The sequence below is a fragment of the Streptomyces sp. NRRL WC-3605 genome (assembly GCF_001509795.1).
Lineage (GTDB): Bacteria > Actinomycetota > Actinomycetes > Streptomycetales > Streptomycetaceae > Streptomyces > Streptomyces viridochromogenes.
In genome coordinates, this window is record NZ_LLZN01000062.1 from 14,992 (window position 1) to 36,654 (window position 21,663).

General features: G+C 70.7%; 18 protein-coding genes and 1 tRNA gene. 4 read left to right on the forward strand and 15 right to left on the reverse strand.

Annotated features, from left to right (window positions below; all coding sequences use genetic code 11):
* Positions 1-20: 20 nt before the first annotated feature.
* Positions 21-1,490 (forward strand): cellulose binding domain-containing protein, encoded by a 1,470-nt coding sequence (locus tag ADL34_RS19935; RefSeq protein WP_062670257.1) that lies wholly within the window; start codon positions 21-23, stop codon positions 1,488-1,490.
* A gap of 205 nt (positions 1,491-1,695) precedes the next feature.
* Here the strand turns inward: ADL34_RS19935 and ADL34_RS19940 are convergent, their stop codons facing one another.
* From ADL34_RS19940 to ADL34_RS19955, 4 genes are all read right to left on the reverse strand, one after another.
* Complete coding sequence (locus ADL34_RS19940) at positions 1,696-3,126, reverse strand: GH1 family beta-glucosidase (protein ID WP_062670255.1); 1,431 nt, start codon at positions 3,124-3,126, stop codon at positions 1,696-1,698.
* Positions 3,127-3,249: 123 nt separating this feature from the next.
* Positions 3,250-4,152, reverse strand: coding sequence for a carbohydrate ABC transporter permease (locus tag ADL34_RS19945; RefSeq protein ID WP_179199462.1), 903 nt, complete (start codon positions 4,150-4,152; stop codon positions 3,250-3,252).
* A complete protein-coding gene (locus tag ADL34_RS19950; RefSeq protein WP_062670251.1) occupies positions 4,149-5,177 on the reverse strand; it encodes a carbohydrate ABC transporter permease in 1,029 nt (342 codons plus the stop codon). The genes ADL34_RS19945 and ADL34_RS19950 overlap by 4 nt, the downstream gene beginning before the upstream one ends.
* Complete coding sequence (locus tag ADL34_RS19955; protein ID WP_062670249.1) at positions 5,174-6,499, reverse strand: ABC transporter substrate-binding protein; 1,326 nt, start codon at positions 6,497-6,499, stop codon at positions 5,174-5,176. The genes ADL34_RS19950 and ADL34_RS19955 overlap by 4 nt, the downstream gene beginning before the upstream one ends.
* A 377-nt stretch (positions 6,500-6,876) precedes the next feature.
* On the opposite strand from ADL34_RS19955, the gene ADL34_RS19960 reads away from it, so the two are divergent.
* Positions 6,877-7,935 (forward strand): LacI family DNA-binding transcriptional regulator, encoded by a 1,059-nt coding sequence (locus ADL34_RS19960; protein ID WP_062670248.1) that lies wholly within the window; start codon positions 6,877-6,879, stop codon positions 7,933-7,935.
* A gap of 77 nt (positions 7,936-8,012) precedes the next feature.
* On the opposite strand, the gene ADL34_RS19965 is transcribed toward ADL34_RS19960, so the two are convergent.
* The 4 genes from ADL34_RS19965 to ADL34_RS19980 form a co-directional block, all read right to left on the reverse strand.
* Positions 8,013-8,085: transfer RNA gene (locus ADL34_RS19965), tRNA-His, on the reverse strand.
* 107 nt (positions 8,086-8,192) lie between these two features.
* Positions 8,193-8,795 carry an oligoribonuclease gene (orn, locus tag ADL34_RS19970; RefSeq protein ID WP_062670245.1) on the reverse strand — a complete coding sequence of 201 codons (603 nt, stop codon included), beginning with the start codon at positions 8,793-8,795 and terminating at the stop codon, positions 8,193-8,195.
* A 115-nt stretch (positions 8,796-8,910) separates the two neighbouring features.
* Complete coding sequence (locus tag ADL34_RS19975) at positions 8,911-10,140, reverse strand: helix-turn-helix domain-containing protein (RefSeq protein ID WP_062670242.1); 1,230 nt, start codon at positions 10,138-10,140, stop codon at positions 8,911-8,913.
* Positions 10,141-10,517: 377 nt separating this feature from the next.
* Complete coding sequence (locus ADL34_RS19980) at positions 10,518-10,835, reverse strand: hypothetical protein (RefSeq protein ID WP_062670240.1); 318 nt, start codon at positions 10,833-10,835, stop codon at positions 10,518-10,520.
* A 348-nt stretch (positions 10,836-11,183) separates the two neighbouring features.
* Between ADL34_RS19980 and ADL34_RS19985 the strand changes: the two genes are divergently transcribed.
* Entirely contained in the window at positions 11,184-11,711 is a 528-nt protein-coding gene (locus ADL34_RS19985; RefSeq protein ID WP_062670238.1) for a universal stress protein, read from the forward strand.
* Positions 11,712-11,883: 172 nt separating this feature from the next.
* On the opposite strand, the gene glmS is transcribed toward ADL34_RS19985, so the two are convergent.
* From glmS to ADL34_RS20000, 3 genes are all read right to left on the reverse strand, one after another.
* A complete protein-coding gene (glmS, locus tag ADL34_RS19990; RefSeq protein ID WP_062670236.1) occupies positions 11,884-13,701 on the reverse strand; it encodes a glutamine--fructose-6-phosphate transaminase (isomerizing) in 1,818 nt (605 codons plus the stop codon).
* A 14-nt stretch (positions 13,702-13,715) separates the two neighbouring features.
* On the reverse strand, positions 13,716-13,973 hold the full coding sequence (locus ADL34_RS19995) for a hypothetical protein (protein ID WP_055623450.1): 258 nt from the start codon (positions 13,971-13,973) through the stop codon (positions 13,716-13,718).
* Between the two features lie 85 nt (positions 13,974-14,058).
* Positions 14,059-14,916, reverse strand: coding sequence for a DUF4429 domain-containing protein (locus ADL34_RS20000; protein WP_062670234.1), 858 nt, complete (start codon positions 14,914-14,916; stop codon positions 14,059-14,061).
* 81 nt (positions 14,917-14,997) lie between these two features.
* Between ADL34_RS20000 and ADL34_RS20005 the strand changes: the two genes are divergently transcribed.
* Positions 14,998-16,578: a beta-N-acetylhexosaminidase gene (locus ADL34_RS20005; RefSeq protein WP_062670232.1), complete on the forward strand. Its 1,581-nt coding sequence runs from the start codon at positions 14,998-15,000 to the stop codon at positions 16,576-16,578.
* Between the two features lie 65 nt (positions 16,579-16,643).
* Here the strand turns inward: ADL34_RS20005 and ADL34_RS20010 are convergent, their stop codons facing one another.
* From ADL34_RS20010 to desA, 4 genes are read right to left on the reverse strand one after another with little or no spacing between them, the layout of a single operon-like run.
* A complete protein-coding gene (locus ADL34_RS20010; protein WP_062670230.1) occupies positions 16,644-18,416 on the reverse strand; it encodes an IucA/IucC family protein in 1,773 nt (590 codons plus the stop codon).
* Entirely contained in the window at positions 18,413-18,955 is a 543-nt protein-coding gene (locus ADL34_RS20015) for a GNAT family N-acetyltransferase (protein ID WP_062670228.1), read from the reverse strand. The genes ADL34_RS20010 and ADL34_RS20015 overlap by 4 nt, the downstream gene beginning before the upstream one ends.
* Positions 18,952-20,235 (reverse strand): lysine N(6)-hydroxylase/L-ornithine N(5)-oxygenase family protein, encoded by a 1,284-nt coding sequence (locus ADL34_RS20020; protein ID WP_062670226.1) that lies wholly within the window; start codon positions 20,233-20,235, stop codon positions 18,952-18,954. The genes ADL34_RS20015 and ADL34_RS20020 overlap by 4 nt, the downstream gene beginning before the upstream one ends.
* A complete protein-coding gene (gene desA, locus ADL34_RS20025; RefSeq protein WP_062670224.1) occupies positions 20,219-21,661 on the reverse strand; it encodes a lysine decarboxylase DesA in 1,443 nt (480 codons plus the stop codon). The genes ADL34_RS20020 and desA overlap by 17 nt, the downstream gene beginning before the upstream one ends.
* Positions 21,662-21,663 lie beyond the last annotated feature (2 nt).

Sequence of the window (21,663 nt, forward strand, 5' to 3'; positions counted from 1 at the left end):
ACAGCGAAGGCAGACACGCGATGAGCACCCACCGGCGCAGGATCAGCGGCAGGAACAAGGCGATCGGCGGTCTCGTCGCCGCGGCCGTGGTCGGCGGCGGCGCGCTCGTGGTCACCGGCACGGCCCAGGCGGCCGGCGCCGGCGCCGTCTACACGAGGACCAGCGACTGGTCGACCGGGTACACCGCGCAGTACGTCGTCACCAACGACACCGGCGAGGTGAAGAAGGACTGGAAGCTGGAGTTCGACCTGCCGTCCGGATCCAAGCTCAGTTCCCTGTGGAACGCCGAGTCCGGCGTGCGCGACGGCCATGTCACCGTCACCCCGCCGAAGTGGGACACCGACGGCCTCGCGCCCGGCGAGTCCGTCACCGTCGGCTTCGTCGTCAACGGCACCGCGTCGCCGAAGAGCTGTCTCATCGACGGCGCCAAGTGCTCCACCGACGACACCGCGACGCCCGAGCCCAGCGGCCGACCCACCGAGTCCGCGACCCCGAAGCCGACCCCCACGGCGACGGCACCCGAGCCCACCGCGACGCCCTCCGGTTCCGCCACCCCCACCGGCAAGCCCTCCCAGACCCCGGGCACCGGCACCAAGGCCGCCGCCGGCTTCGCCCCGTACATCGACACGTCGCTGTACCCCGCGTTCGACATGGCGGCGAGCGCCGCGGCGACCGGCGTGAAGAACTACAACCTCGCCTTCGTCACCGACGGGGGCGGCTGCACCCCGAAGTGGGGCGGCGTCACGGACATCGGCGCCGACGCCGTGGCCGCCCAGATAGGCGACCTGCGCGCCAAGGGCGGCGACGTGCGCATCTCGTTCGGCGGCGCGGCCGGCAGCGAGCTCGCCACGACCTGCTCCTCGGCGGACGCGCTGGCGGCGGCGTACGCGAAGGTCGTGGACGCCTACCAGCTGACCAAGGCCGACTTCGACGTCGAGGGCGGCGCGCTTCCCGACAAGGCGGCCAACACCCGCCGTGCGCAGGCCATCGCCAAGCTCCAGAAGCAGCACCCGGACCTGGACGTCTCCTTCACCCTCCCGGTCATGCCGGAGGGTCTCACCCAGCCCGGCGTCGACCTCCTCGCCGACGCGAAGCAGAACGGCGTGCGGATCGGCGCCGTCAACATCATGGCGATGGACTACGGCCCCGCGTACAGCGGCGACATGGGCACGTACGCCGAGCAGGCGGCCACCGCCACCCAGGCCCAGATCAAGGGCGTGCTCGGCCTCTCCGACGACGCCGCCTGGAAGGCCGTCGCGGTCACCCCGATGATCGGCGTCAACGACGTCGTCACGGAGATCTTCAAGGTCGACGACGCGAAGCAGCTGGTGGACTTCGCCAAGTCCAAGGGCCTGGCCTGGCTGTCCATGTGGTCGGCGACCCGGGACCAGCAGTGCGCGGGCGGCGAGAAGCCGGCCGCCGACGCCACCTGCAGCTCGATCCTCCAGGACAAGTTCGCCTTCTCGAAGGCGTTCGCGGCCTACAACTGACGGCCTGCAACTGACGGCCTGTGACCGAAGGCTGCAACGAACGTCGCCCGGCTCACGCCCGACGACGCGCGGCCCGCACACGACCGAGCGGGCCGGGCCACCCACGGGGGGCGCGCCCCGGCCGGACCACCCCCCACCCGGCCGGGGCGCGGCGCGTCCCCTATACGCGCCGCGCCCCGCCCCCCGTTCCCGCCACCCCGGTCGGCTAGAACACCTCGTCGACCTCGGGCAGCGTGCCTGTGCGGGCGGCCTTGCCGTACCAGTGGGCGCTCGACTTCGGCGTCCGCTCGAGCGTCGTGTAGTCCACGTACACGGCGCCGAAGCGCTTCTCGTAGCCGTACGCCCACTCGAAGTTGTCCAGCAGGGACCACAGGAAGTAGCCCCGGACGTCCGCGCCGTCGGTGATCGCGCGGCGGACCTCCGCGAGGTGGCCGTGCAGATAGGCGATGCGCTCCGGGTCGTGCACCCGGCCCTCGGGGTCGGGCTTGTCGTCGTAGGCGGCGCCGTTCTCCGTGATGTACAGCGGCAGACCCGGCACCTCGCGCTCGTACCGCATGATCAGGTCGTACAGTCCGGTCGGGTCGATCGACCAGCCCATCGCCGTCCGGTCGCCGGGCGGCTGGTGGAACAGCACGTCGTCCGCGGCGGGCCACGGCGAGTGCTCGCTCGCCCCGTGCCCGTCGGCGCGCGGCCCGGTGTGGTCGGGGCCGGCCGCGGAGACCAGCGCCGGCGTGTAGTAGTTCAGGCCCAGCGCGTCCAGCGGCTGGTTGATCGTGGCGAGGTCGCCGTCCTGGACGTAGGACCAGTCGGTGAGCTGCCGGGTCGCCGTGAACAGGCTCGCCGGGTAGGCGCCGTGCAGGATCGGGCCGTGGAAGATCCCGTTGGCCAGGTCGTCGATCTTGCGGGCCGCCGCCAGGTCCGCCGCGTCCTGCGTCAGCGGGCGCACGGTCGAGGAGTTCAGGCTCAGCGCCACCGTGTTGCGCGCGGGCATCACCGAGCGCAGCGCCTTGGCGCCGAGGCCGTGGGCGAGGTTCAGATGGTGGGCCGCGCGCAGCGTCGCGGCCGGCTCGGTGCGGCCCGGCGCGTGCACCCCGGAGCCGTAGCCCAGGAAGGCGCTGCACCACGGCTCGTTCAGCGTGATCCACTGCTCCACGCGGTCGCCGAGCGCCTCGCCGACGATCTGCGCGTACTCGGCGAAGCGGTAGGCGGTGTCGCGCTCGGGCCAGCCGCCCGCGTCCTCCAGCTCCTGCGGCAGGTCCCAGTGGTAGAGGGTGACGGCCGGCTTGATGTCCTTGGCCAGCAGCTCGTCCACCAGCCGGCGGTAGAAGTCCAGGCCCCGCTGGACGGCGGGCCCGCGCCCCGTGGGCTGCACCCGCGACCAGGAGACCGAGAAGCGGTACGCGCCCAGGCCGAGGCCGGCCATCAGCGCCACGTCGTCGCGGTAGCGGTGGTAGTGGTCGACGGCGACGTCACCGTGATCGCCGCCGGCCGTCCTGCCCGGGGTGTGGGCGAAGGTGTCCCAGATCGACGGGGTGCGTCCGTCCTCCCGGACCGCACCCTCGATCTGGTACGCCGAGGTCGCGGCGCCCCAGAGGAAGGTGGAGGGGAAGGACACGGGGGACATGGGCTCAGGCATGGAAGCGCTCCCATAGGAGGTCGTGGAGACCGACGAGTACGGGTAGGGGGGAGGGGAGGGAGATGGCCGGGGGCCGGGGCGACGGCGACGCGGCCCCCGGTGGCCGTGCGACTTGGAAGCGCGTCAGCCCTTGACCGCGCCCTGCATGATGCCGCCGACGATCTGCTTGCCGAACAGCAGGAAGGCGATCAGCAGGGGCAGCGTGCCGAGCAGGGCGCCCGCCATGATCACCGCCTGGTCCGGGACATAGCCGGTGCCCAGCGAGTTGAGCGCGACCTGCACGGTCGGGTTCTCCTGGTTCAGGGCGATGATCGGCCACAGGAAGTCGTTCCACGCGAACACGAAGGTCAGCAGGCCGAGCACGGCCATGGCCGGCCGGGCCGCCGGGAACACCACGTGCCACACGACCCGCAGACTGCTCGCGCCGTCCACCCGCGCCGCCTCGATCAGCTCCGTCGGCAGCGCCTGGAGCAGGTACTGCCGCATGAAGAACGTGCCGAAGGCCGTGCACAGGGTCGGCAGGATGACCGTCTGGAGCTGGTTCGACCAGCCGAGGTCCGCCATCCACAGGTACAGCGGCACGACCGCCAGCTGCGGCGGGATCATCATGGTGCCGATCGTCAGCAGCAGCAGCACACCGGAGAACCGGAAGCGGAGCTTGGCGAAGGCGAAACCGGCGAGCGTGGAGAACAGCACCGTACTGATGGTGATCATGCTTGCCACGAAGATCGTGTTGAACATGGCCGTGCCGAGGCCGCCCTCCTCCCAGGCCCGCTCCATGTTCTTGAAGAGGTTCCCGCCGAACCACAGCGGCGGCGGTGTCTCGGCGAGGCGCTGGTTGGTGCGCGAGGCCGCGATGGCCGTCCACACCAGCGGCGCCAGCGAGACCAGGGCGAACAGGGTGAGCACGACATAGGTGAGCGGACCGGCGTGCAGCTGCTTGCCGGCACCCATCACCCGGGGCCGCTCGCGGCGGGGCTTCGCGGGCTCCTCGGCCCGAGGGGGCGTGAGTTCTGTCGCGGTCATTGGGACTTCCTCAGCCGTCGGGAGATCAGCAGCTGGATCACGGCGACGATCAGCAGGATCAGGAACATCGTCCAGGCGATCGCCGACGCCTTGCCGAGGTTGCCGATGATCCAGCCCTGGTCGTACATGTACAGGCCGAGCGTCTGGTACTGGTGCTCGGAGCCGCCCTTCGAACCGGAGACGCCGCCGAACAGCAGGGGCTCACCGAAGAGCTGGGTCGCGCCGATCGTCGAGACGACCACGGTGAACAGGATCGTCGGGCGCAGCTGCGGGATCGTCACATGGATGAACTGCTGCCAGCGGTTGGCGCCGTCGATCGCCGCCGACTCGTAGAGGTCGGCCGGGATCGCCTGCATCGCGGCCAGATAGATCAGCGCGTTGTAGCCGGTCCAGCGCCAGATCACGATGGAGGACACCGCGAACTGCGAACCCCAGTCGGACTCCCGCCAGTTGACCGGGTCGATGCCGACGAAGTCCAGCAGCCAGTTGATCATGCCGCCGTCCCACGAGTACAGCAGCACGAACACCAGCGTCGCCGCCGCCACCGAGGTGGCGTACGGGGTGAGCATCACGACCCGCCACACGGTCGAGCCGCGCAGCTTGTAGTTGAGCAGGTGGGCCAGGCCGATGGCCATGACGAGCTGCGGCACCGTGGAGATGACGCCGATGGTGAGCGTGTTCCACAGCGCGTTCCAGAAGAAGTCCGAGGACAGCAGGTTCTCGTAGTTCTTCAGGCCGGCCCAGGTCTGGCCGTCGAGGTTGGCCAGCTGCACGTCGTGCAGCGAGTACCAGGCCGTGTAGAGCAGCGGGACGAGCGAGAACGCCCCGAAGACGATGAAGAAGGGGGCGATGAACGCGTACGGCGACGCCTTCATGTCCCAGCGGTACAGCCGGCTGCGCCAGGAGTCGTTCCCGGGAGGCGGCGTACCGCGACCGTGAGCGCGGGGCGCCGCGCCCGGCTGATCACCGGGCGCGGCGTCGGCGCTCGACGCGGGATGCGCGAGAGCCTGCTTGGGACTGCTCACTGGCCGAGCACGTCCTTGATCTCCGCGGTGGCGGCGTCCCAGCCCTGGGCCGCGGACTTGCCCTTCTGCTCGACCTGGAGGATGCCGATGTCGGTGATCGCGGTGCCGATCGGCTGGTCCTTGGTGCCCAGGTACTGGGTCGGGATCGTCTTGGCGGAGTCCGAGAAGATCTGGGTGATCGGCGCGCCGGAGAAGTACTCCTGGGTGGCGGACGCCGGCTTCAGGCTGCCGTACGCCGACGGGGTCGACGGGAAGCTGGCCTGCTTGGCGAAGACCTTCGCCTGCTGCTCGGGGGCGGTCAGCCACTTCGCCAGGGCGATGGCCTCCTTCTGGTGCTTGCCCGCCGTCGGCACGCCGACGAACGAACCGCCCCAGTTGGCCGCGGTCGGCGCCGCCGCCACGTCCCACTTGCCCTTGCCGGCCTCACCGGACTTCTCCTGGATGTAGCCGATCATCCAGGCGGGGCAGGCCACGGTGGCGAAGGTGCCGTTCGCGTAGCCCTGGTCCCACGGCTTGTCGAACTGCTTGAGCTTGGCGGACATGTCGCTGGTCGCCACGTCCATGGCGACGTTCCAGGCCTTCTTCACACCGGCGGACTTGTCCCAGACGACGTTGCCGTCCTTGTCGTAGTACCGCTCGGTCTCGCCGCCGAGGGCCGCGTTGTAGACGGAGGACGCGGAGTCCACGAACTTGGTGCCGCTCGGCGCCTTCTTCATGTACTGCTTGCCGAGGTCGACGTACTTGCCCCAGTCGCCGTTCCACTGCTCGGCGAGCTTGGCGCGGTCGGTCTCGAGGCCGGCCTTCTCGAAGAGGTCCTTGCGGTAGCAGATCGCCATCGGGCCGATGTCGGTGCCGAGGCCGATGAGCTTGCCGTCCTTGGTGGTGGCCTGGGTGTTCTTCCAGTCCAGCCACTGGGACTTGTCGACCTCCTTGCCGAGGTCGACGAACTTGTCGGCCTGGGTCTGGACGGCCTCGGTGATGTTGCCGACCTCGATCGCCTGGATGTCGTCGGTGCCGGAGCCGGCCTGGAGCCGGGTCAGGGTCTTGGGCCAGTAGACGTCGGTACGCGTGGTGACGTTCTCCTTGATGGAGATGTCGGGGTGCAGCTTCATGTACTCGTCGTAGAGGCCGGCCTGCTTGTAGCCGAAGACACCGAAGGTGCCGATGGTCAGCGTGGTCTTGCCCCCGCCGCCGTTGCCACCGCCCTCGTTCGAAGAGCCGTCGTCCGAGTCCTCGGCGCAGCCGGCGAGCAGCCCTGTCGTCAGCGCGGCTACGGCCGCGAGGGCCATCAGCCGGCGGGACCCGCGGGTACTCGTGCGCATTGCGTCCTCCTGTTGCCTGACGTGCCGACCCCCCGGCCAACTGCACTGTTGGGCCCGTTCATCTTGCTAGCTGCGGCTCGGGCGGGGAACGTGCGGGACATGTATGTGTCAGGTACTGTGGGAGCGCTCCCACAGGTGATGAGTTGAAGGTTCGTCGGTCGGAGCGGGGGTGTCAAGGGACCGGACACGCACTCGTGCGTTCAGTTATCGGCCTGTTAACAAACTCCGCACCCCGAGCACCCGGGGAGCGAAACCGGCCAAAATCGGCGGCACTTGGCCGAGGGGGGAATGTCGATCACTGCCCCCGCACACGGTTCCGTCCCGGACGGGGCTGTTAAATTCCAGGCCGACGACACGGTCAACGGGAGGCGGAGCCCATGGCAACCCACGGAACGCGGGGCCGCAGCGGCGGCCGGCCCACCCTCGAAGAGGTGGCGGCCCGGGCCGGCGTGGGCCGTGGCACCGTCTCCCGGGTGATCAACGGCTCGCCGCGGGTCAGCGACGCCACACGCGCCGCGGTCGAGGCGGCGGTCGCGGAGCTGGGCTACGTCCCGAACACGGCGGCCCGCGCGCTGGCCGCGAACCGCACCGACGCGATCGCGCTGGTCGTGCCCGAGCCGGAGACGCGCTTCTTCGCCGAGCCGTACTTCTCGGACATCATCCGGGGCGTCGGCGCCGAGCTGTCCGACACCGAGATGCAGCTCCTGCTGATCTTCGCGGGCAGCGACAAGGAGCGGCGCCGGCTCGCCCAGTACCTGGCCGCGCACCGCGTGGACGGCGTCCTGCTGGTCTCCGTGCACGCCGACGACCCGCTGCCCGACATGCTGGCCCAGCTGGAGATCCCCGCGGTGATCAGCGGCCCGCGCTCCGCCGCGGAGACCCTGACCTCGGTCGACTCCGACAACTACGGAGGCGCCCGCTCGGCCGTGGAGCACCTGGTGTCCCACGGCCGGAGCCGGATCGCCCACATCACCGGCCGCCTCGACGTCTACGGCGCCCAGCGGCGTGTCGACGGCTACCGCGACGCCCTGCGCGACGTCGGCCGGCCCGCCGACGAGCTGCTGATCGAGGCGGGCGACTTCACCGAGGAGGGCGGTGTCCGGGCGATGCGGGCGCTGCTCGCGCGCTGCCCCGACCTGGACGCCGTGTTCGCCGCCTCGGACGTGACGGCCGCGGGCGCCCGGCAGGTGCTGCGCGAGGCGGGCCGGCGCATCCCGGACGACGTCGCGCTCGTCGGCTACGACGACTCGGCCATCGCCCGTCATATGGATCCGCCCCTCACCAGCGTGCGTCAGCCCATCGAGGAGATGGGCCGCAAGATGATAGATCTCCTGCTCACGGAGATCGCCGACCGGCGGCCCGCGGTGTCCCGGGGCCTGGCGGAGCGGACACAGGTCGTGCTGGCCACGGAGCTGGTGACCCGCGCCTCGTCCTGAGGGCGGGGCCGGGCCGGCAGGGGGCCGGGAATGCGATCAGCCGGTGACCTCGGGGAGGTCACCGGCTGATCGGTGAGGGTGAGTGACGGGACTCGAACCCGCGGCATCCTGGACCACAACCAGGTGCTCTACCAGCTGAGCTACACCCACCATGACCGGCTTCGGGTTTCCCCGACCGGCCGAGAAAAAGTGTACAGGGTCCGAAGGGGTGCTCGCGCACACATTCCGCGGCGCCCCCCGGTACCCCTTCCGCACCCCTACTGAGCAGGCAGGACGTGCTTCGCGGCGATCGCTTTCGCGGTCTCCGAGTCGGGCCCCGGCTGCGGGACGAAGACGGCCTCGCGGTAGTAGCGCAGCTCGGCGATCGACTCGCGGATGTCGGCGAGCGCGCGGTGGTTGCCGTTCTTCTCGGGGCTGTTGAAGTAGGCGCGCGGGTACCAGCGGCGGGCCAGTTCCTTGATCGAGGAGACGTCCACGATCCGGTAGTGGAGGTAGTCCTCCAGCGTCGGCATGTCGCGCAGCAGGAAGCCCCGGTCGGTGCCGACGGAGTTGCCGCACAGCGGCGCCTTGCCCGGCTCCTTCACGTGCTCGCGGACATAGGCGAGGACCTGCTCCTCGGCGTCGGCGAGCGTCGTGCCGCCGGCGAGTTCGTCGAGCAGACCGGACGCGGTGTGCATCTGACGCACCACCTCCGGCATCGTCTCCAGCGCCGAGTCCGGCGGGCGGATGACGATGTCGACCCCCTCGCCGAGGACGTTCAGCTCGGAGTCGGTGACGAGGGCGGCAACCTCGATGAGCGCGTCGTCGGACAGCGAGAGGCCGGTCATCTCGCAGTCGATCCACACCATGCGATCGTTCATGCGACCACCCTAAGGCGGGTGCTCCCGTTTGGGAGGACCGGTGCCGCCCCCGGCGTACGCGGGGCGCGCCCGGACGCCGGGCGGGCGGTGCTCCGCCCGCCCGGCGTCCCTGGGATCACGCTCCGCTGCGCTGCCCGGGAAGGCTCGCCCGGCCGCCGACGTACAGCTCGCGTCCGTGGTCGGCGGACGCGGGCGACCCCACGGAGGCGGGGGTGCGCCGGGTCTGCAGCGGGACCGGTCCGCCCTCCGGGTAGGGGGCGGGCGGCGGGCCCTGCGGTGTGTGGCCGGTGCCGACCGCGGGATCCGGGTCGGTGGACCGCTCGCCCTGCGGGCGCCGGGCCCGGTACGCCGCCCGGTACGCGGCCGGCGACGAGCCGAGCTGGCGGCGGAAGTGCCCGCGCAGCGCGACCGGCGAGCGGAAGCCGCAGCGTCCGGCGACCTCGTCGACCGAGTAGTCGGACGTCTCCAGCAGGCGCTGCGCCTGGAGGACCCGCTGGGTGATCAGCCACTGCAACGGGGCGCTGCCGGTCAGCGAGCGGAAACGGCGGTCGAAGGTGCGGCGGCTCATGTACGCGCGGGCCGCCAGCGTCTCGACGTCGAACTGCTCGTGCAGGTGCTCCAGCGCCCAGGCGACGACCTCGGCGAGCGGGTCGGCGCCGATCTCCTCCGGTAAAGACCGATCGAGGTAGCGCTCCTGACCGCCGGTCCGGCGCGGCGGGACCACCAGGCGGCGGGCGAGTGCTCCGGCCGCCTCGTTGCCGTGGTCCGTCCGCACGATGTGGAGACAGAGGTCGATTCCCGCCGCGGTGCCCGCCGACGTCAGCACGTCGCCGTCGTCGACGAACAGCTCCCGTGGATCGACGTGGACCGACGGATAGCGCTTGGCCAGCGTCGGTGCGTACATCCAGTGGGTCGTCGCCGGACGGCCGTCCAGCAGGCCGGCCGCCGCGAGCACGAAGGCGCCGGTGCACAGCCCGACGATGCGGGCGCCCTCCTCGTGGGCCCGGCGCAGCGCGTCGAGCGCCTCCTCCGGTGGTGGGGAGGTGATCGAACGCCAGGCCGGCACGACGACCGTGCCCGCCCGTGAGATCGCCTCCAGGCCGTGTGGCGCGGTGAGTTCCAGGCCCCCTGTGGTCCGCAGTGGGCCTTCCTCGCCGCCGCACACCAGCAGTCGGTAGCGCGGCACGCCGGCGTCCTGGCGGTCTATCCCGAACACCGACAGCGGTATGGAACTCTCGAAGATGGGGCCGCCGCTGAACAGCAGCACCGCGACGATCTCCTTGCGGCGTCGCCCGGAGAGTTTCCGGGCCGCGGCTTCCGGCGCGGCAGTGGAGTCGTGGCTCATCCTGCTAAGCCCCCCTCGGTGGTCGCGGCTCCTCGGTTGTGTCGCTCCTGCACGTTTCCCCTCGGTCCTGCACGAGTCCCCCGCCGTAGACAGTCAAGATCGAATCTACTGTGTCGCGCCGTGCCGCAGTGGCCGGTTCGGCACTCGGCACATTGTCGACTTGGCAACTTGGCGTGAAGCATTCGATCACGAAGCGTTGCACTCCCGCGCCGTGCAGGGAAGTACGCCTTGTGGCAGTGGCCGATCCCCATACGGTGCGCGGGGGCCTCCGGGACCTTTTCGCGCAGGTGGGGCGGGGGTTGGGGGGTGTGAAGGGCAGGGAACGCCCGCGCGGCGGAAGTTGGCTGAAAACCAACGCACGTGTGCGCGGAAACCGGTCAGCCGCCCGGTGTAATCCGTCCCGTGTGCCGCCCGCCGCGATGCGCACCGGTCCCGGTGCGATGGTGACGGCCGCGCCGGCGCGGGGACGGGCCGGCGCGCTCCATGTCCCGGGCGCGGGCCGCGCCGCGCTCCGACTGACGCAGCAGCAGGCGGCAGGCGGCGGTGACGGCCGCGAGACCGAGGGCGGTGCCGGCGGCGCCGGCGAACGAGGTGCCGTACCAGAGGAGCACGACGGGGACCAGGACACAGCTGAAGGCCGCCCAGCGGACCACCTCGGTCACGCTGTCCTCGGAGGGGGTGCGGGGTCCGGTCATGCGTGCGTGTGCTCCTGGGGTCCCTGGCGGACGGCTCGTGGTGATCAACGCGGGGACGGGCCGTCGGTCACTGGTGGATGATCGGCTTCTCGCCGGGCGGGGCGGGCGTCGGCGCAAACCGCCTGTACACCGCAGCAACCATTGCGTTACGGGCGCACCCTCGTGCATGCTCCCTGGAACCCGTGCGGACCGCTGCGGGTATCTGGGCTAAGGAGGAGTGCCGCCGTACCCTTGGGGTATGGGCTTGGGAAGACCATTCCCGGACACCGCTCAGCCGCAGACCGCCACATCCGTCAAAGAGCTCCGCTCGCGAGCCCATCCATAAAGGATCACAACGCCGAGACAGCCATGGCCGGTCACGAATTCTTCGAACCCGCGGACCGCAAGCGGCCCGTCGCCGATCCCACGGCGGCCGATCCCCTCGCGGCGGAAGAGTCACGCCACCCCTGCGATCCCGCCTTCAAGCACGGCGTCGTCGTGGGCTTCGACGGTTCCACGTCCAGTGAGCGGGCCCTCGCCTACGCCATCGGCATGGCCCACCGCTCCGGGGCGGGCCTGATCATCGTCCATGTCGCCAACCGGCTGCCCACCACGGTGTGGGCGGGCTGCGAGCCGCCGGTCTTCGTCGACGTCCCGGACCACCGCACCGAGGTCCTCGGCCTCGAACTGGCCTGCGCCGACTACCTTGCCGAGGTCCCCTGGATCCTGGTCGAGCGCGGCGGCGACATCTGCCACGAACTCGAGGAGGTCGGGGTGGAGTACGAGGCGGACGCGATCGTCGTCGGCTCCACGCACGGCCTCGTCGGACGGCTCTTCGGCTCGGTCGCCGGGCGGCTCGCCAAGCGGGCCAAGCGCCCGGTCGTCGTCATCCCCTGACGCGCCCTCCCCGCACGGGCCTTCGCGTCCCTCCCCGCACGGGTCCTCGCGTCGCTCCTCGCGCGGATCTTCGCGTCCCACCCCGCCCAGACCTTCGCGCCCTCCGGTGCGCGGAACCCCTCGCGCGCCGTGGCGTCACGAGGGGTTCCGTGGTGTTCCGGGGCCGGTCGGGCTACTCGACGGTGACCGACTTGGCCAGGTTGCGCGGCTTGTCGATGTCCCGGCCCAGCGCCAACGCCGTGTGGTAGGCGAGGAGTTGCAGCGGGATGCCCATGAGGATCGGGTCCAGCTCGTCCTCGTTCTTCGGGACCACGATCGTCTGGTCCGCCTTCTCCTGCGGCTGGTGCGCGACCGCGAGGATCTTGCCGCTGCGGGCCTTGATCTCCTCCATCGCGGCGCGGTTCTTCTCCAGCAGGTCGTCGTCGGGGACGATCGCGACCGTCGGCAGGGCGGGCTCGATCAGGGCCAGGGGGCCGTGCTTCAACTCGGAGGCCGGGTAGGCCTCGGCGTGGATGTACGAGACCTCCTTGAGCTTCAGCGAGGCCTCGCGGGCGACCGGGTAGCCCCGGACGCGGCCGATGAAGAGCATCGAGCGGGCGTCGGCGTACTGCTTGGCCAGCTGCTCGATCTCCGCCTCCTGCTCCATGATCTCGGCGATCTGCGCGGGCAGCTTGCGCAGGCCCTCGATGATCCGCTTGCCGTCGCGCACGGACAGGTCCCGGGTGCGGCCGAGGTGCAGGGCGAGCAGCGCGAAGGCCACCGTGGTGTTGGTGAAGCACTTCGTGGAGACCACGCAGACCTCGGGGCCGGCGTGCACGTAGATGCCGCCGTCGGCCTCACGGGCGATGGCGGAGCCCACCACGTTCACGACGCCGAGGACCCGGGCGCCCTTGCGCTTGAGCTCCTGCACGGCCGCGAGGACGTCGTAGGTCTCGCCGGACTGGGAGACGGCGACGTAGAGCGTGTCGGGGTCCACGACCGCGTTGCGGTAGCGGAACTCGGAGGCCGGCTCGGCGTCCGCGGGGATGCGGGCCAGCTCCTCGATCATCTGGGCGCCGATCTGCCCCGCGTGGTACGAGGTGCCGCAGCCGAGGATCTTCACGCGCCGGATCTGCCGGGCCTCGCGGGCGTCCAGGTTGAGGCCGCCGAGGTGCACGGTGGAGAAGCGGTCGTCGATGCGGCCGCGCAGCACGCGGTCCACGGCCTCGGCCTGCTCGTGGATCTCCTTGTGCATGTAGGTGTCGTGGCCGCCCATGTCGTAGGAGGCGGCCTCCCACTCGACGAGGGTCGGCTCGGCGGTCGTGCGGGTGCCCTCGGTGGTGTACGTGCGGAAGTCGTCGGCCTTGAGGGTGGCCATCTCGCCGTCGTCCAGGGTGACGATCTGCCGGGTGTGGGCGACCAGTGCGGCGATGTCGGAGGCGACGAACATCTCCTTCTCGCCGATGCCGAGGACGACCGGGGAGCCGTTGCGGGCCACGACGATGCGGTCCGGGAAGTCGGCGTGCAGGACGGCGATGCCGTACGTGCCCTCGATGAGGCGCACGGTCTCGCGGACCTTGTCCTCCAGCTTCTCCGCCTCGGAGCGGGCGATCAGGTGGACGAGGACCTCGGTGTCGGTCTCCGACAGGAACTCGACGCCGTCCGCCTCCAGTTTGCGGCGCAGGTCGGCGGCGTTGTCGATGATGCCGTTGTGGACGACGGCGACCTTGCCCTCGGCGTCCAGGTGGGGGTGGGCGTTCGCGTCGGAGGGGGCGCCGTGGGTGGCCCAGCGGGTGTGGGCGATGCCGGTGGTGCCCTTGAAACGCGCCGGGACCTTGGCCTCCAGGTCGCGGACCCGGCCCTTGGCCTTCACGGTCTTGAGGCCGGCGGTCTTCGGGGAGGTGACGGCGATGCCCGCCGAGTCGTACCCGCGGTACTCCAGGCGCTGCAGGCCCTCCAGGAGCAGGGGCGCGACGTCACGCTTCCCGATGTATCCGACGATTCCGCACATATGAACAGGTACCCCTAGCCGTAGACGATCCGGCGCAGCTGCCGGAGCGACAGCTCCGGCGGTGCCACCGCCCGGTATTTCAGGTCCGCCTCGATCCGTTCGAAGATCGTCGCGTTCACCAGGCCCTGGGCCTGGAGCTCGCGGTGGCGGCGACGGACGAACTGCTCGGTCGTCTCGTCGAAGTAGGCGAGCACGTCCTGGATCACCCTCAGCGCCTCGCCCCGGTTCAGGGGCGTGCTGCGGGTCAGATGATCAACAAGGTCGTCGTGCACTCGCTAGATCCTGGGGTATCGGAGATCGCTTCGCAAGAATTCTGCCCGATTTCGGGCAGGCGTGCGCGACTGGTGGGGGTATCTGCTACAAGCGCTTCAGTACGGCCTGCTTGGCGGCCGCGAACTCCTCGTCCGTCAGGACGCCCGTGCGGTGCAGGTCGCCGAGTTCGCGCAGCCGGCGCAGCAGCACGTCGTGGTCCTCGGCGTCCGCCTGCCGTGGGATCGGCTCCCGGGGAGCGGGTGCGGCCGGATGGGGGACACGGGCCTGCACGGCCGCCCCGACCAGCGCCATCAGCGGGTCCTTCTTGAACCCCCACAGCTCCACCGCGTGCGGGTCGTACTTCGCCGGGGTCGTGGCGGACCCGTTGCGCACGACGAAGCGGAGGTGGCCGTTCTCCAGGCCCGCGGCCGGCTGCCACTCCACCGCGCGGACGTCCGCGACGGGGATCGTGCGCGGTCCGCCCGCGGCCTTGGCCTCCTCCGTCTTCCAGTTCCACTCCAGACGGATGTGCTCGCCGTCGAAGGCGGCCGTGCCGTCCCCGGCGGAGAAGGACAGCGGCAGCGAGGGGCCCGGCAGCAGATACCGGTCGACCGGGCCGGCCGGGACCTCGTCCAGCAGCAGCGCGTTGCGGACCTCGTCCACGACGTACTCCGCGACGCCGTACCGGTCGGGCTCCACCACGAGCTGGTACGGGTCGTGCGGCTCGGTGAGCCGGCCGCCCGTGGCGAGCAGCAGCGGGTCGGCGCCGTCCCGCAGTCGCAGCCTGAGCCGGCCGGCCCGCCTGCCCTGCTCGAAGGAGATCCCGGCCAACGCCTCCAGGGGCACGACGAGTTCGCCCAGTGCCGCGCGCAGCAGGCCGACGCTCTTGTCACGGCCGGGGATCAGCCGCAGGGCGTCGCCGTCGAAGATCCACGTGCCGTCCTTCTGGATGATTTCCGCCATGGGGTGGATTGTTCCATCCGGGTCGCGAGAGGGTGGTCCAGACCTCTTGGAGCGTCAACGGCTCATGGAAGGGACGGTTTTGTGAAACACAGAACGCTGCGCCTTCTCGGTTCCCTGTTGCTGGTCGCCACGGGCGTCTCGGTGACGGGGGCCGCTCCCGCCCCCCGCCCGACGGCACCCACCCCGTTCGACCACGTCGTTCCCGCGCCCGCGCACGCCGCCCCGGGCGAGCACCCGTACCGCATCACCCGTGGCACCCAGATCCGGGTCGACGGCTCCCGGGAGGCGCGCCGCGTCGGCGAGTACCTCGCCGGCCTCCTGCGCCCCTCCACCGGCTACCGCCTGCCGGTCACCGACCGCGGTGCCGGGGGCATCCGGCTGCGCCTGCACCAGGGCCCGTTCGGCGCCGAGGGCTACCGCCTTGACAGCGGGCCCGCCGGCGTCACCATCACCGCGGCGGCCCCCGCCGGCCTCTTCCACGGTGTGCAGACCCTGCGTCAGCTGCTCCCGGCCGCCGTCGAGAAGGACTCCGTGCAGCCCGGTCCCTGGCTGGTGGCGGGCGGCACCCTCCAGGACACCCCGCGCTACGGCTGGCGCGGCGCGATGCTGGACGTGTCCCGGCACTTCTTCACCGTCGAGCAGGTCAAGCGGTACATCGACCAGCTCGCCCTCTACAAGATCAACAAGCTGCATCTGCACCTCAGCGACGACCAGGGCTGGCGCATCGCCATCGACTCCTGGCCGCGGCTGGCCACGTACGGCGGCTCCACCCAGGTCGGCGGCGGCCCCGGCGGCCACTACACCAAGGCCGACTACCGAGAGATCGTGCGGTACGCCTCCTCGCGGTATCTGGAGGTCGTCCCCGAGATCGACATGCCCGGGCACACCAACGCCGCGCTCGCCTCGTACGCCGACCTGAACTGCGACGGCGTCGCGCCCCCGCTCTACACGGGCACGGCGGTCGGGTTCAGTTCGCTGTGTGCCGGCAAGGAGATCACCTACGACTTCGTCGACGACGTGATCCGCGAGCTGGCCGCGCTGACCCCGGGCCGCTATCTGCACATCGGCGGTGACGAGGCGCACTCCACCAGCCACGAGGACTACGTGGCGTTCATGGAGCGCGTGCAGCCGATCGTGGCCCGGTACGGCAAGACGGTGGTGGGCTGGCACCAGCTGACCGGCGCCACCCCGGCCGAGGGCGCACTCGCCCAGTACTGGGGCCTGGACGGCACCGGCGCCCAGGAGAAGGAACGGGTCGCCGCCGCCGCGCGCAACGGCACCGGGATCGTCCTGTCCCCGGCCGACCGCGTCTACCTCGACATGAAGTACACGGCCGACACCCCGCTGGGGCTGTCCTGGGCGGGCCTGGTGGAGGTGCGCCGGTCCTACGACTGGGACCCGGCCGCGTATCTGCCCGGGGCGCCCGCGTCGGCGATCCGCGGGGTCGAGGCCCCGCTGTGGTCGGAGACGCTGACCCGGTCCGACGAGATCGAGTACATGGCGTTCCCGCGGCTCCCGGGCGTCGCCGAGCTCGGCTGGTCGCCGGCCTCGACGCACGACTGGGACGCCTACAAGGTGCGGCTCGCCGCGCAGGCCGGGCGGTGGGAGGCGCTGGGCATCGACTTCTACCGGTCGCCGCAGGTCCCCTGGCCGACGGCGTAGCCCGCGACACGACGACGGGCGCCCCCGGAGGACCGTACTCCGGGGGCGCCCGCCTGTCCGTGGGGCTACCGGCCCGCGATGGGGTTCTTCAGGGTGCCGACGAGCTGGAGGGCTCCCGCCGGGTCCGTGAGGTCCACCATCTGCCGGTTGTTGCGCAGCTGGAGGCGGTTGAGGCAGGACAGCGCGAACTCGGGGACGAACATGTCGTACCGCTCGAACTTCTCGGCGAGCTCGGGCACCGACCGCTGGTAGTCGCGCGTGACCTCGGCGACCGTCCGCCAGAAGGCGTCCTCGTCGAGGACGCCCTCGGCGGCGAGGCCGGCCGCGAGGAAGCGGAAGAAGCAGTCGAAGACGTCCGTGAAGATCGACAGCAGCTTCGTGTCCTCGGGCACGTCCACGCGCACCCGCTCGACCGCCGGCGGCAGCACCGCGTCCGGGTCCATGACGGCGATCTCCTCGGCGATGTCCTTGTAGATCGCGCGCCGCACCACCCCGTCCCTCAGGACGAGGATCACGTTCTCGCCGTGCGGCATGTACACCAGGTCGTAGGCGTAGAAGCTGTGCAGCAGCGGGACGTAGTAGGCCCGCAGATAGTGCCGCAGCCACTCCACCGGATCCAGGCCGGACCGCTCGATCAGGGCGCCCGCGAACGACGCGCCCTCGTCGTCGACGTGCACGAGCGAGGCCATGGTGGCGAGGGTCTCGCCGTCCTCCAGACGGGACACGGGGCTCTCGCGCCACAGCGCCGCCAGCATCTTGCGGTACGGCGAGTACCGGTTTGTCGCCGACTCGTACTCCAGGTGCCGGTAGCCGGCCGCGGCCCGCTCCCGGATGATCGACAGGCCCGTCGAGCGCAGCACCGGATCGCTGTCGATGAGCTGGGCCAGCCAGTCGTTGATGGCGGGCGTGGCCTCCATGTAGGCGGCCGAGAGCCCGCGCATGAAGCCCATGTTGAGGACGGACAGGGCCGTCTTCACGTAGTGCTTCTCCGGGCTCGTGCTGTTGAAGAACGTCCGGATGGACTGCTGGGCCAGGTACTCGTCGTCCCCCTCGCCCAGCACGACCAGGTGCTCGCGGGCGACCTCGGCGGCGAAGGTGACGGCCAGCTTGTTCCACCACTGCCACGGGTGCACCGGGATGAGGAGGTAGTCGCCGGGGTCGAGGTCCCGCGCGCGCAGCACCCCGTGGAAGCGGTCGACGGTCTCCGTGCCCAGCTCCTGGCGCAGGAACGACTCGTACTCGACGCCGACGCCCGCCGTGAACGCGGCCCGCGAGCGGTGGGCCGCCAGCCACACCAGCCGGACCGGGCGCGCGGTCTCCGGGGCGTAGTCCAGGTACTCGTGGACGCCGAAGCCGAGCCGCCCGTTGTTGGCGACGAAGCAGGGGTGGCCCTCGGTCATCCCGGCCTCGATGGCCTGGAAGCCGGAGCGGGCCAGCTCGGCGGCCGGGACCCGGGGCTTCGTCAGCTTGTAGCAGGTGCCCGAGAGGGTGGAGGAGATCTCCTCCAGGTACACGGGCAGGATCTCGTCGCTCAGCCCCAGGGACTTCTGCAGCTCGACGAAGAAGTCCAGCGCCTCGAGCGGGAGTTCCTTGTCGTCGCGGTGACGGGTGATCGAGTCGGCGTCGATCTGCCAGTGGTCCAGGGCGCGCCGCACCGCGGTGAACGTGTACCGGGTGCGCCCGTCGTCGCTGCGGACCGTGTGGCGGCCGTCGCCGGACGACTCGGGGGTGAGCAGGCGCTCGTGGGCGAACTCGGCGAGCGCCTTGCGGACCAGGAGGCGGTTGGCCCGCGCCCAGCGGTGGGGGGACAGATGCGCCACGGCGTCGGACAGGGTCATACGGCGGCTCCTCGGGCTGCCTCGAACTGCGCACGGGTGCAGAAGCTCAGCAGCGCCTTCTTCTCGGGCTTCTGGATCTCACGCTCGGGCACGAACCCCACCACCGCGTTCAGCGCGTGGACGGCCTTGTTGGCGATGTCCGGCTCGACGACGACCCGCCGGACCTCGGGGTCCTCGAAGAGGTGCTCCATCACGGCGGTGATGACGGCCCGGGTGAAGCCGTGCTCGGGACGGTCGGTCGCCGGCGTGAGGAAGTGCATGCCCACGTCGCCCGGCAGCGGGTCGTACAGGCCGGCCAGCTCGCGGTGGGCGGGGTCGTACCGCTCCATCAGGAAGGCGGGCGTCCCGCGCTCGTCGAGCCCGAGCAGGGCGTGGTGGTGCTCGTCGGCCGCTATCTCCATGTAGGCGCGTTCGACGTCCTCCAGCCTGGCGTCCTGCATCATCCAGAACGCGGCCTTGGGGTGGGTCACCCAGGAGTGCAGGAGCTCGGCGTCCCTCAGCGGGTCGAGGGGGCGGAAGGTGAAGCTGCGGGTGCTCATACGGAGAACTCCTGGAACGCGATGGTCTTCTCGACCGGGTAGTACTCGGTGCCGAGCAGCTCGCGGATGATGTACGCGTTGCGGTACGGCCCCATGCCCAGGTCGGGGCTGGTGATGCTGTGCGTGTGGACACCGGCGTTCTGCAGGAAGATCCCGCGGCCGGTGACGTCGACGGCGTAGTTGCGGGCGACGTCGAAGTTGCCCCGGCTGTCGCGGACCAGGCGGTCGCGCACCGGACGCAGGAATTCCGGCTCGGCGTACTTGTAGCCGGTCGCCAGCACCAGGCCCTGCGACTCGATCGTGAAGTCCTTGCCCTGCTCCTCCTGGCGGAAGGACAGGGTGTACGTGCCGTTCTCGTGCCGCGCGCCGGTGAGCGCGGAGTTGGTGAGCAGCCTTGTGGGGACCGGGCCGCCGAGGCTCTTCTGGTAGAGCAGGTCGAAGATCTCGTTGATCAGGTCGCCGTCGATGCCCTTGAACAGGCCCTTCTGCTCGGCGGTGAGCCGGTAGCGGGTGTCCTCGGGCAGCTCGCGGTAGTAGTCGACGTACTCCGGGGACGTCATCTCCAGCGTGAGCTTGGTGTACTCCAGCGGGAAGAACCGCGGGGAGCGGGTGACCCAGTTCAGCCGGTAGCCGTGGACGTCGATCTCGCCGAGCAGGTCGTGGTAGATCTCGGCGGCGGACTGCCCGGAGCCGACCAGCGTGATGGACTCCTTCTTCTGCAGCTCCGCCTTGTGCTGGAGATAGCGGGAGTTGTGCAGGAAGTCGCCGCCCAGGCCCTCGCACGCCTCGGGTATGTGCGGCGGGGTGCCGGTGCCGAGGACGAGGTGGCGGGCCCGGTAGAGGTCGCCGGCCTCGGTGCGCACGGCGTAGACCGCGGCCTCGTCCTCGTACGTCACCTCGGTCACCGTCGTGCCGAAGCGGATGCTGCTGAGCCGGCTCGCGGCCCAGCGGCAGTAGTCGTCGTACTCGACGCGCAGGGGGTAGAAGTTCTCGCGGATGTAGAACGAGTACAGCCGCCCCTTCTCCTTCAGGTAGTTCAGGAAGGAGTACGGCGAGGTCGGGTCGGCGAGGGTGACCAGGTCGGACATGAACGGCGTCTGGAGGTGGGCACCGTCCAGGAACATGCCCGCGTGCCACTCGAAGTCGGGCTTCGACTCCAGGAACACGCCGTCGAGTTCGGCGATCGGCTCGGTCAGGCAGGCGAGGCCCAGGTTGAACGGGCCGAGCCCGATGCCCACGAAGTCGTGGATCACGGACGGGTTGTCAGGACGCGCGGTCAAGGGAGTCTCCCAGGTACTGCTCGGCGTGGCCGGCGATCAGGTCGAGAACGGCGGCGATGTCTTCGGTCGTCGTCTCGGGGTTGAGCAGGGTGAACTTCAGGTAGTGGCGGCCTTGGACCTTGGTGCCCGCGACCACCGCGTCGCCGGAGGCGAACAGGGCCTTGCGGGCGTACAGGTTGGCCCGGTCGATCTCGGCCGGGTCGGTGGGGGCGGCCGGGATGTGACGGAAGACGAGGGTGGACAGGCTGGGCTCCACGACCACGTCGAAGCGGGGGTCGGCGGCCAGCAGCCGCCAGCCCGCCGCGGCCAGGTCGCAGACCTCGTCGAAGAGCTGCCCGATGCCGTCGGCCCCCATGGTGCGCAGGGTCATCCACAGCTTGAGCGCGTCGAAGCGGCGGGTCGTCTGGAGGGACTTGTCGACCTGGTTGGGGATGCGCTCCTGGACCATGCGGCGCGGGTTGAGGTACTCCGCGTGGTAGGTGGCGTGCCGCAGGGTGGCGGCGTCGCGGACCAGCACGGCGGACGAACTGACCGGCTGGAAGAAGGACTTGTGGTAGTCGACGGTGACGGAGTCGGCGCGCTCGATGCCGTCGATGCGGTCCCGGTACTTCACGGAGGCGAGCAGGCCGCAGCCGTAGGCGGCGTCGACGTGCATCCAGGTGTCGTACTGCTCGCAGAGCCCGGCGATCTCGGGCAGCGGGTCGATGGAGCCGAAGTCGGTGGTGCCGGCGGTGGCGACGACGGCCATGGGGACGAGGCCGTCCCGGGTGCAGCGCTCCAGCTCGTGGGCGAGCGCGACGGTCTGCAGGCGCTTGTCGTGGTCGACGGGGATGGTGACGACCGCGTCCGGGCCGAGGCCGAGCAGTTTCGCGGACTTCTTCACGCTGAAGTGGCTGACCTCGGAGGCGAAGACACGCAGTTTCGCGAGGCTGTCGGCCTTCGTCTCCTCGCGGGCCAGCAGCAGTGCCTGGAGGTTGGACTGGGAGCCCCCGGAGGTGAACACGCCGTCGGCGGCCGGGCCGAGGCCGATCCGGGCGGCCGTCCAGTCGACGAGCTTGCGCTCGATCAGGGTGCCGCCGGCGGACTGGTCCCAGGTGTCCAGGGAGGAGTTGACGGCGGACAGGACCGCCTCGCCCACCACCGCGGGTATGACGACGGGGCAGTTGAGGTGGGCGAGGTAGCGCGGGTGGTGGAAGTAGACGGCGTCCCGGAGGTAGACGTCCTCCAGTTCGTCGAGGACCGCGGTGGTGTCGTGCAGCGGGCGGTCGAGGTCGATCGCGTCGATGGCGGGGGCGAGGTCGTCGACCGAGACGCCGGTGAACGGACGGTCGGTGGCTGCGAGTTTGGCGGCCACCCGCTCGATGCCTTCGGTCACGGAGCGGCGGTACCGCTCCGCGGTCGTGTCGTTGAGCAGGTGCGAGCGCATGG

What these genes read in the sequence shown, in the direction of transcription:
- ADL34_RS19935 (WP_062670257.1), top strand. Translation starts at nt 21, where the DNA reads ATGAGCACCCACCGGCGCAGGATCAGCGGCAGGAACAAGGCGATCGGC.
- ADL34_RS19940 (WP_062670255.1), bottom strand. Translation starts at nt 3,126, where the DNA reads ATGCCTGAGCCCATGTCCCCCGTGTCCTTCCCCTCCACCTTCCTCTGG.
- ADL34_RS19945 (WP_179199462.1), bottom strand. Translation starts at nt 4,152, where the DNA reads ATGACCGCGACAGAACTCACGCCCCCTCGGGCCGAGGAGCCCGCGAAG.
- ADL34_RS19955 (WP_062670249.1), bottom strand. Translation starts at nt 6,499, where the DNA reads ATGCGCACGAGTACCCGCGGGTCCCGCCGGCTGATGGCCCTCGCGGCC.
- ADL34_RS19960 (WP_062670248.1), top strand. Translation starts at nt 6,877, where the DNA reads ATGGCAACCCACGGAACGCGGGGCCGCAGCGGCGGCCGGCCCACCCTC.
- orn (WP_062670245.1), bottom strand. Translation starts at nt 8,795, where the DNA reads ATGAACGATCGCATGGTGTGGATCGACTGCGAGATGACCGGCCTCTCG.
- ADL34_RS19975 (WP_062670242.1), bottom strand. Translation starts at nt 10,140, where the DNA reads ATGAGCCACGACTCCACTGCCGCGCCGGAAGCCGCGGCCCGGAAACTC.
- ADL34_RS19980 (WP_062670240.1), bottom strand. Translation starts at nt 10,835, where the DNA reads ATGACCGGACCCCGCACCCCCTCCGAGGACAGCGTGACCGAGGTGGTC.
- ADL34_RS19985 (WP_062670238.1), top strand. Translation starts at nt 11,184, where the DNA reads ATGGCCGGTCACGAATTCTTCGAACCCGCGGACCGCAAGCGGCCCGTC.
- glmS (WP_062670236.1), bottom strand. Translation starts at nt 13,701, where the DNA reads ATGTGCGGAATCGTCGGATACATCGGGAAGCGTGACGTCGCGCCCCTG.
- ADL34_RS20000 (WP_062670234.1), bottom strand. Translation starts at nt 14,916, where the DNA reads ATGGCGGAAATCATCCAGAAGGACGGCACGTGGATCTTCGACGGCGAC.
- ADL34_RS20010 (WP_062670230.1), bottom strand. Translation starts at nt 18,416, where the DNA reads ATGACCCTGTCCGACGCCGTGGCGCATCTGTCCCCCCACCGCTGGGCG.
- ADL34_RS20015 (WP_062670228.1), bottom strand. Translation starts at nt 18,955, where the DNA reads ATGAGCACCCGCAGCTTCACCTTCCGCCCCCTCGACCCGCTGAGGGAC.
- desA (WP_062670224.1), bottom strand. Translation starts at nt 21,661, where the DNA reads ATGCGCTCGCACCTGCTCAACGACACGACCGCGGAGCGGTACCGCCGC.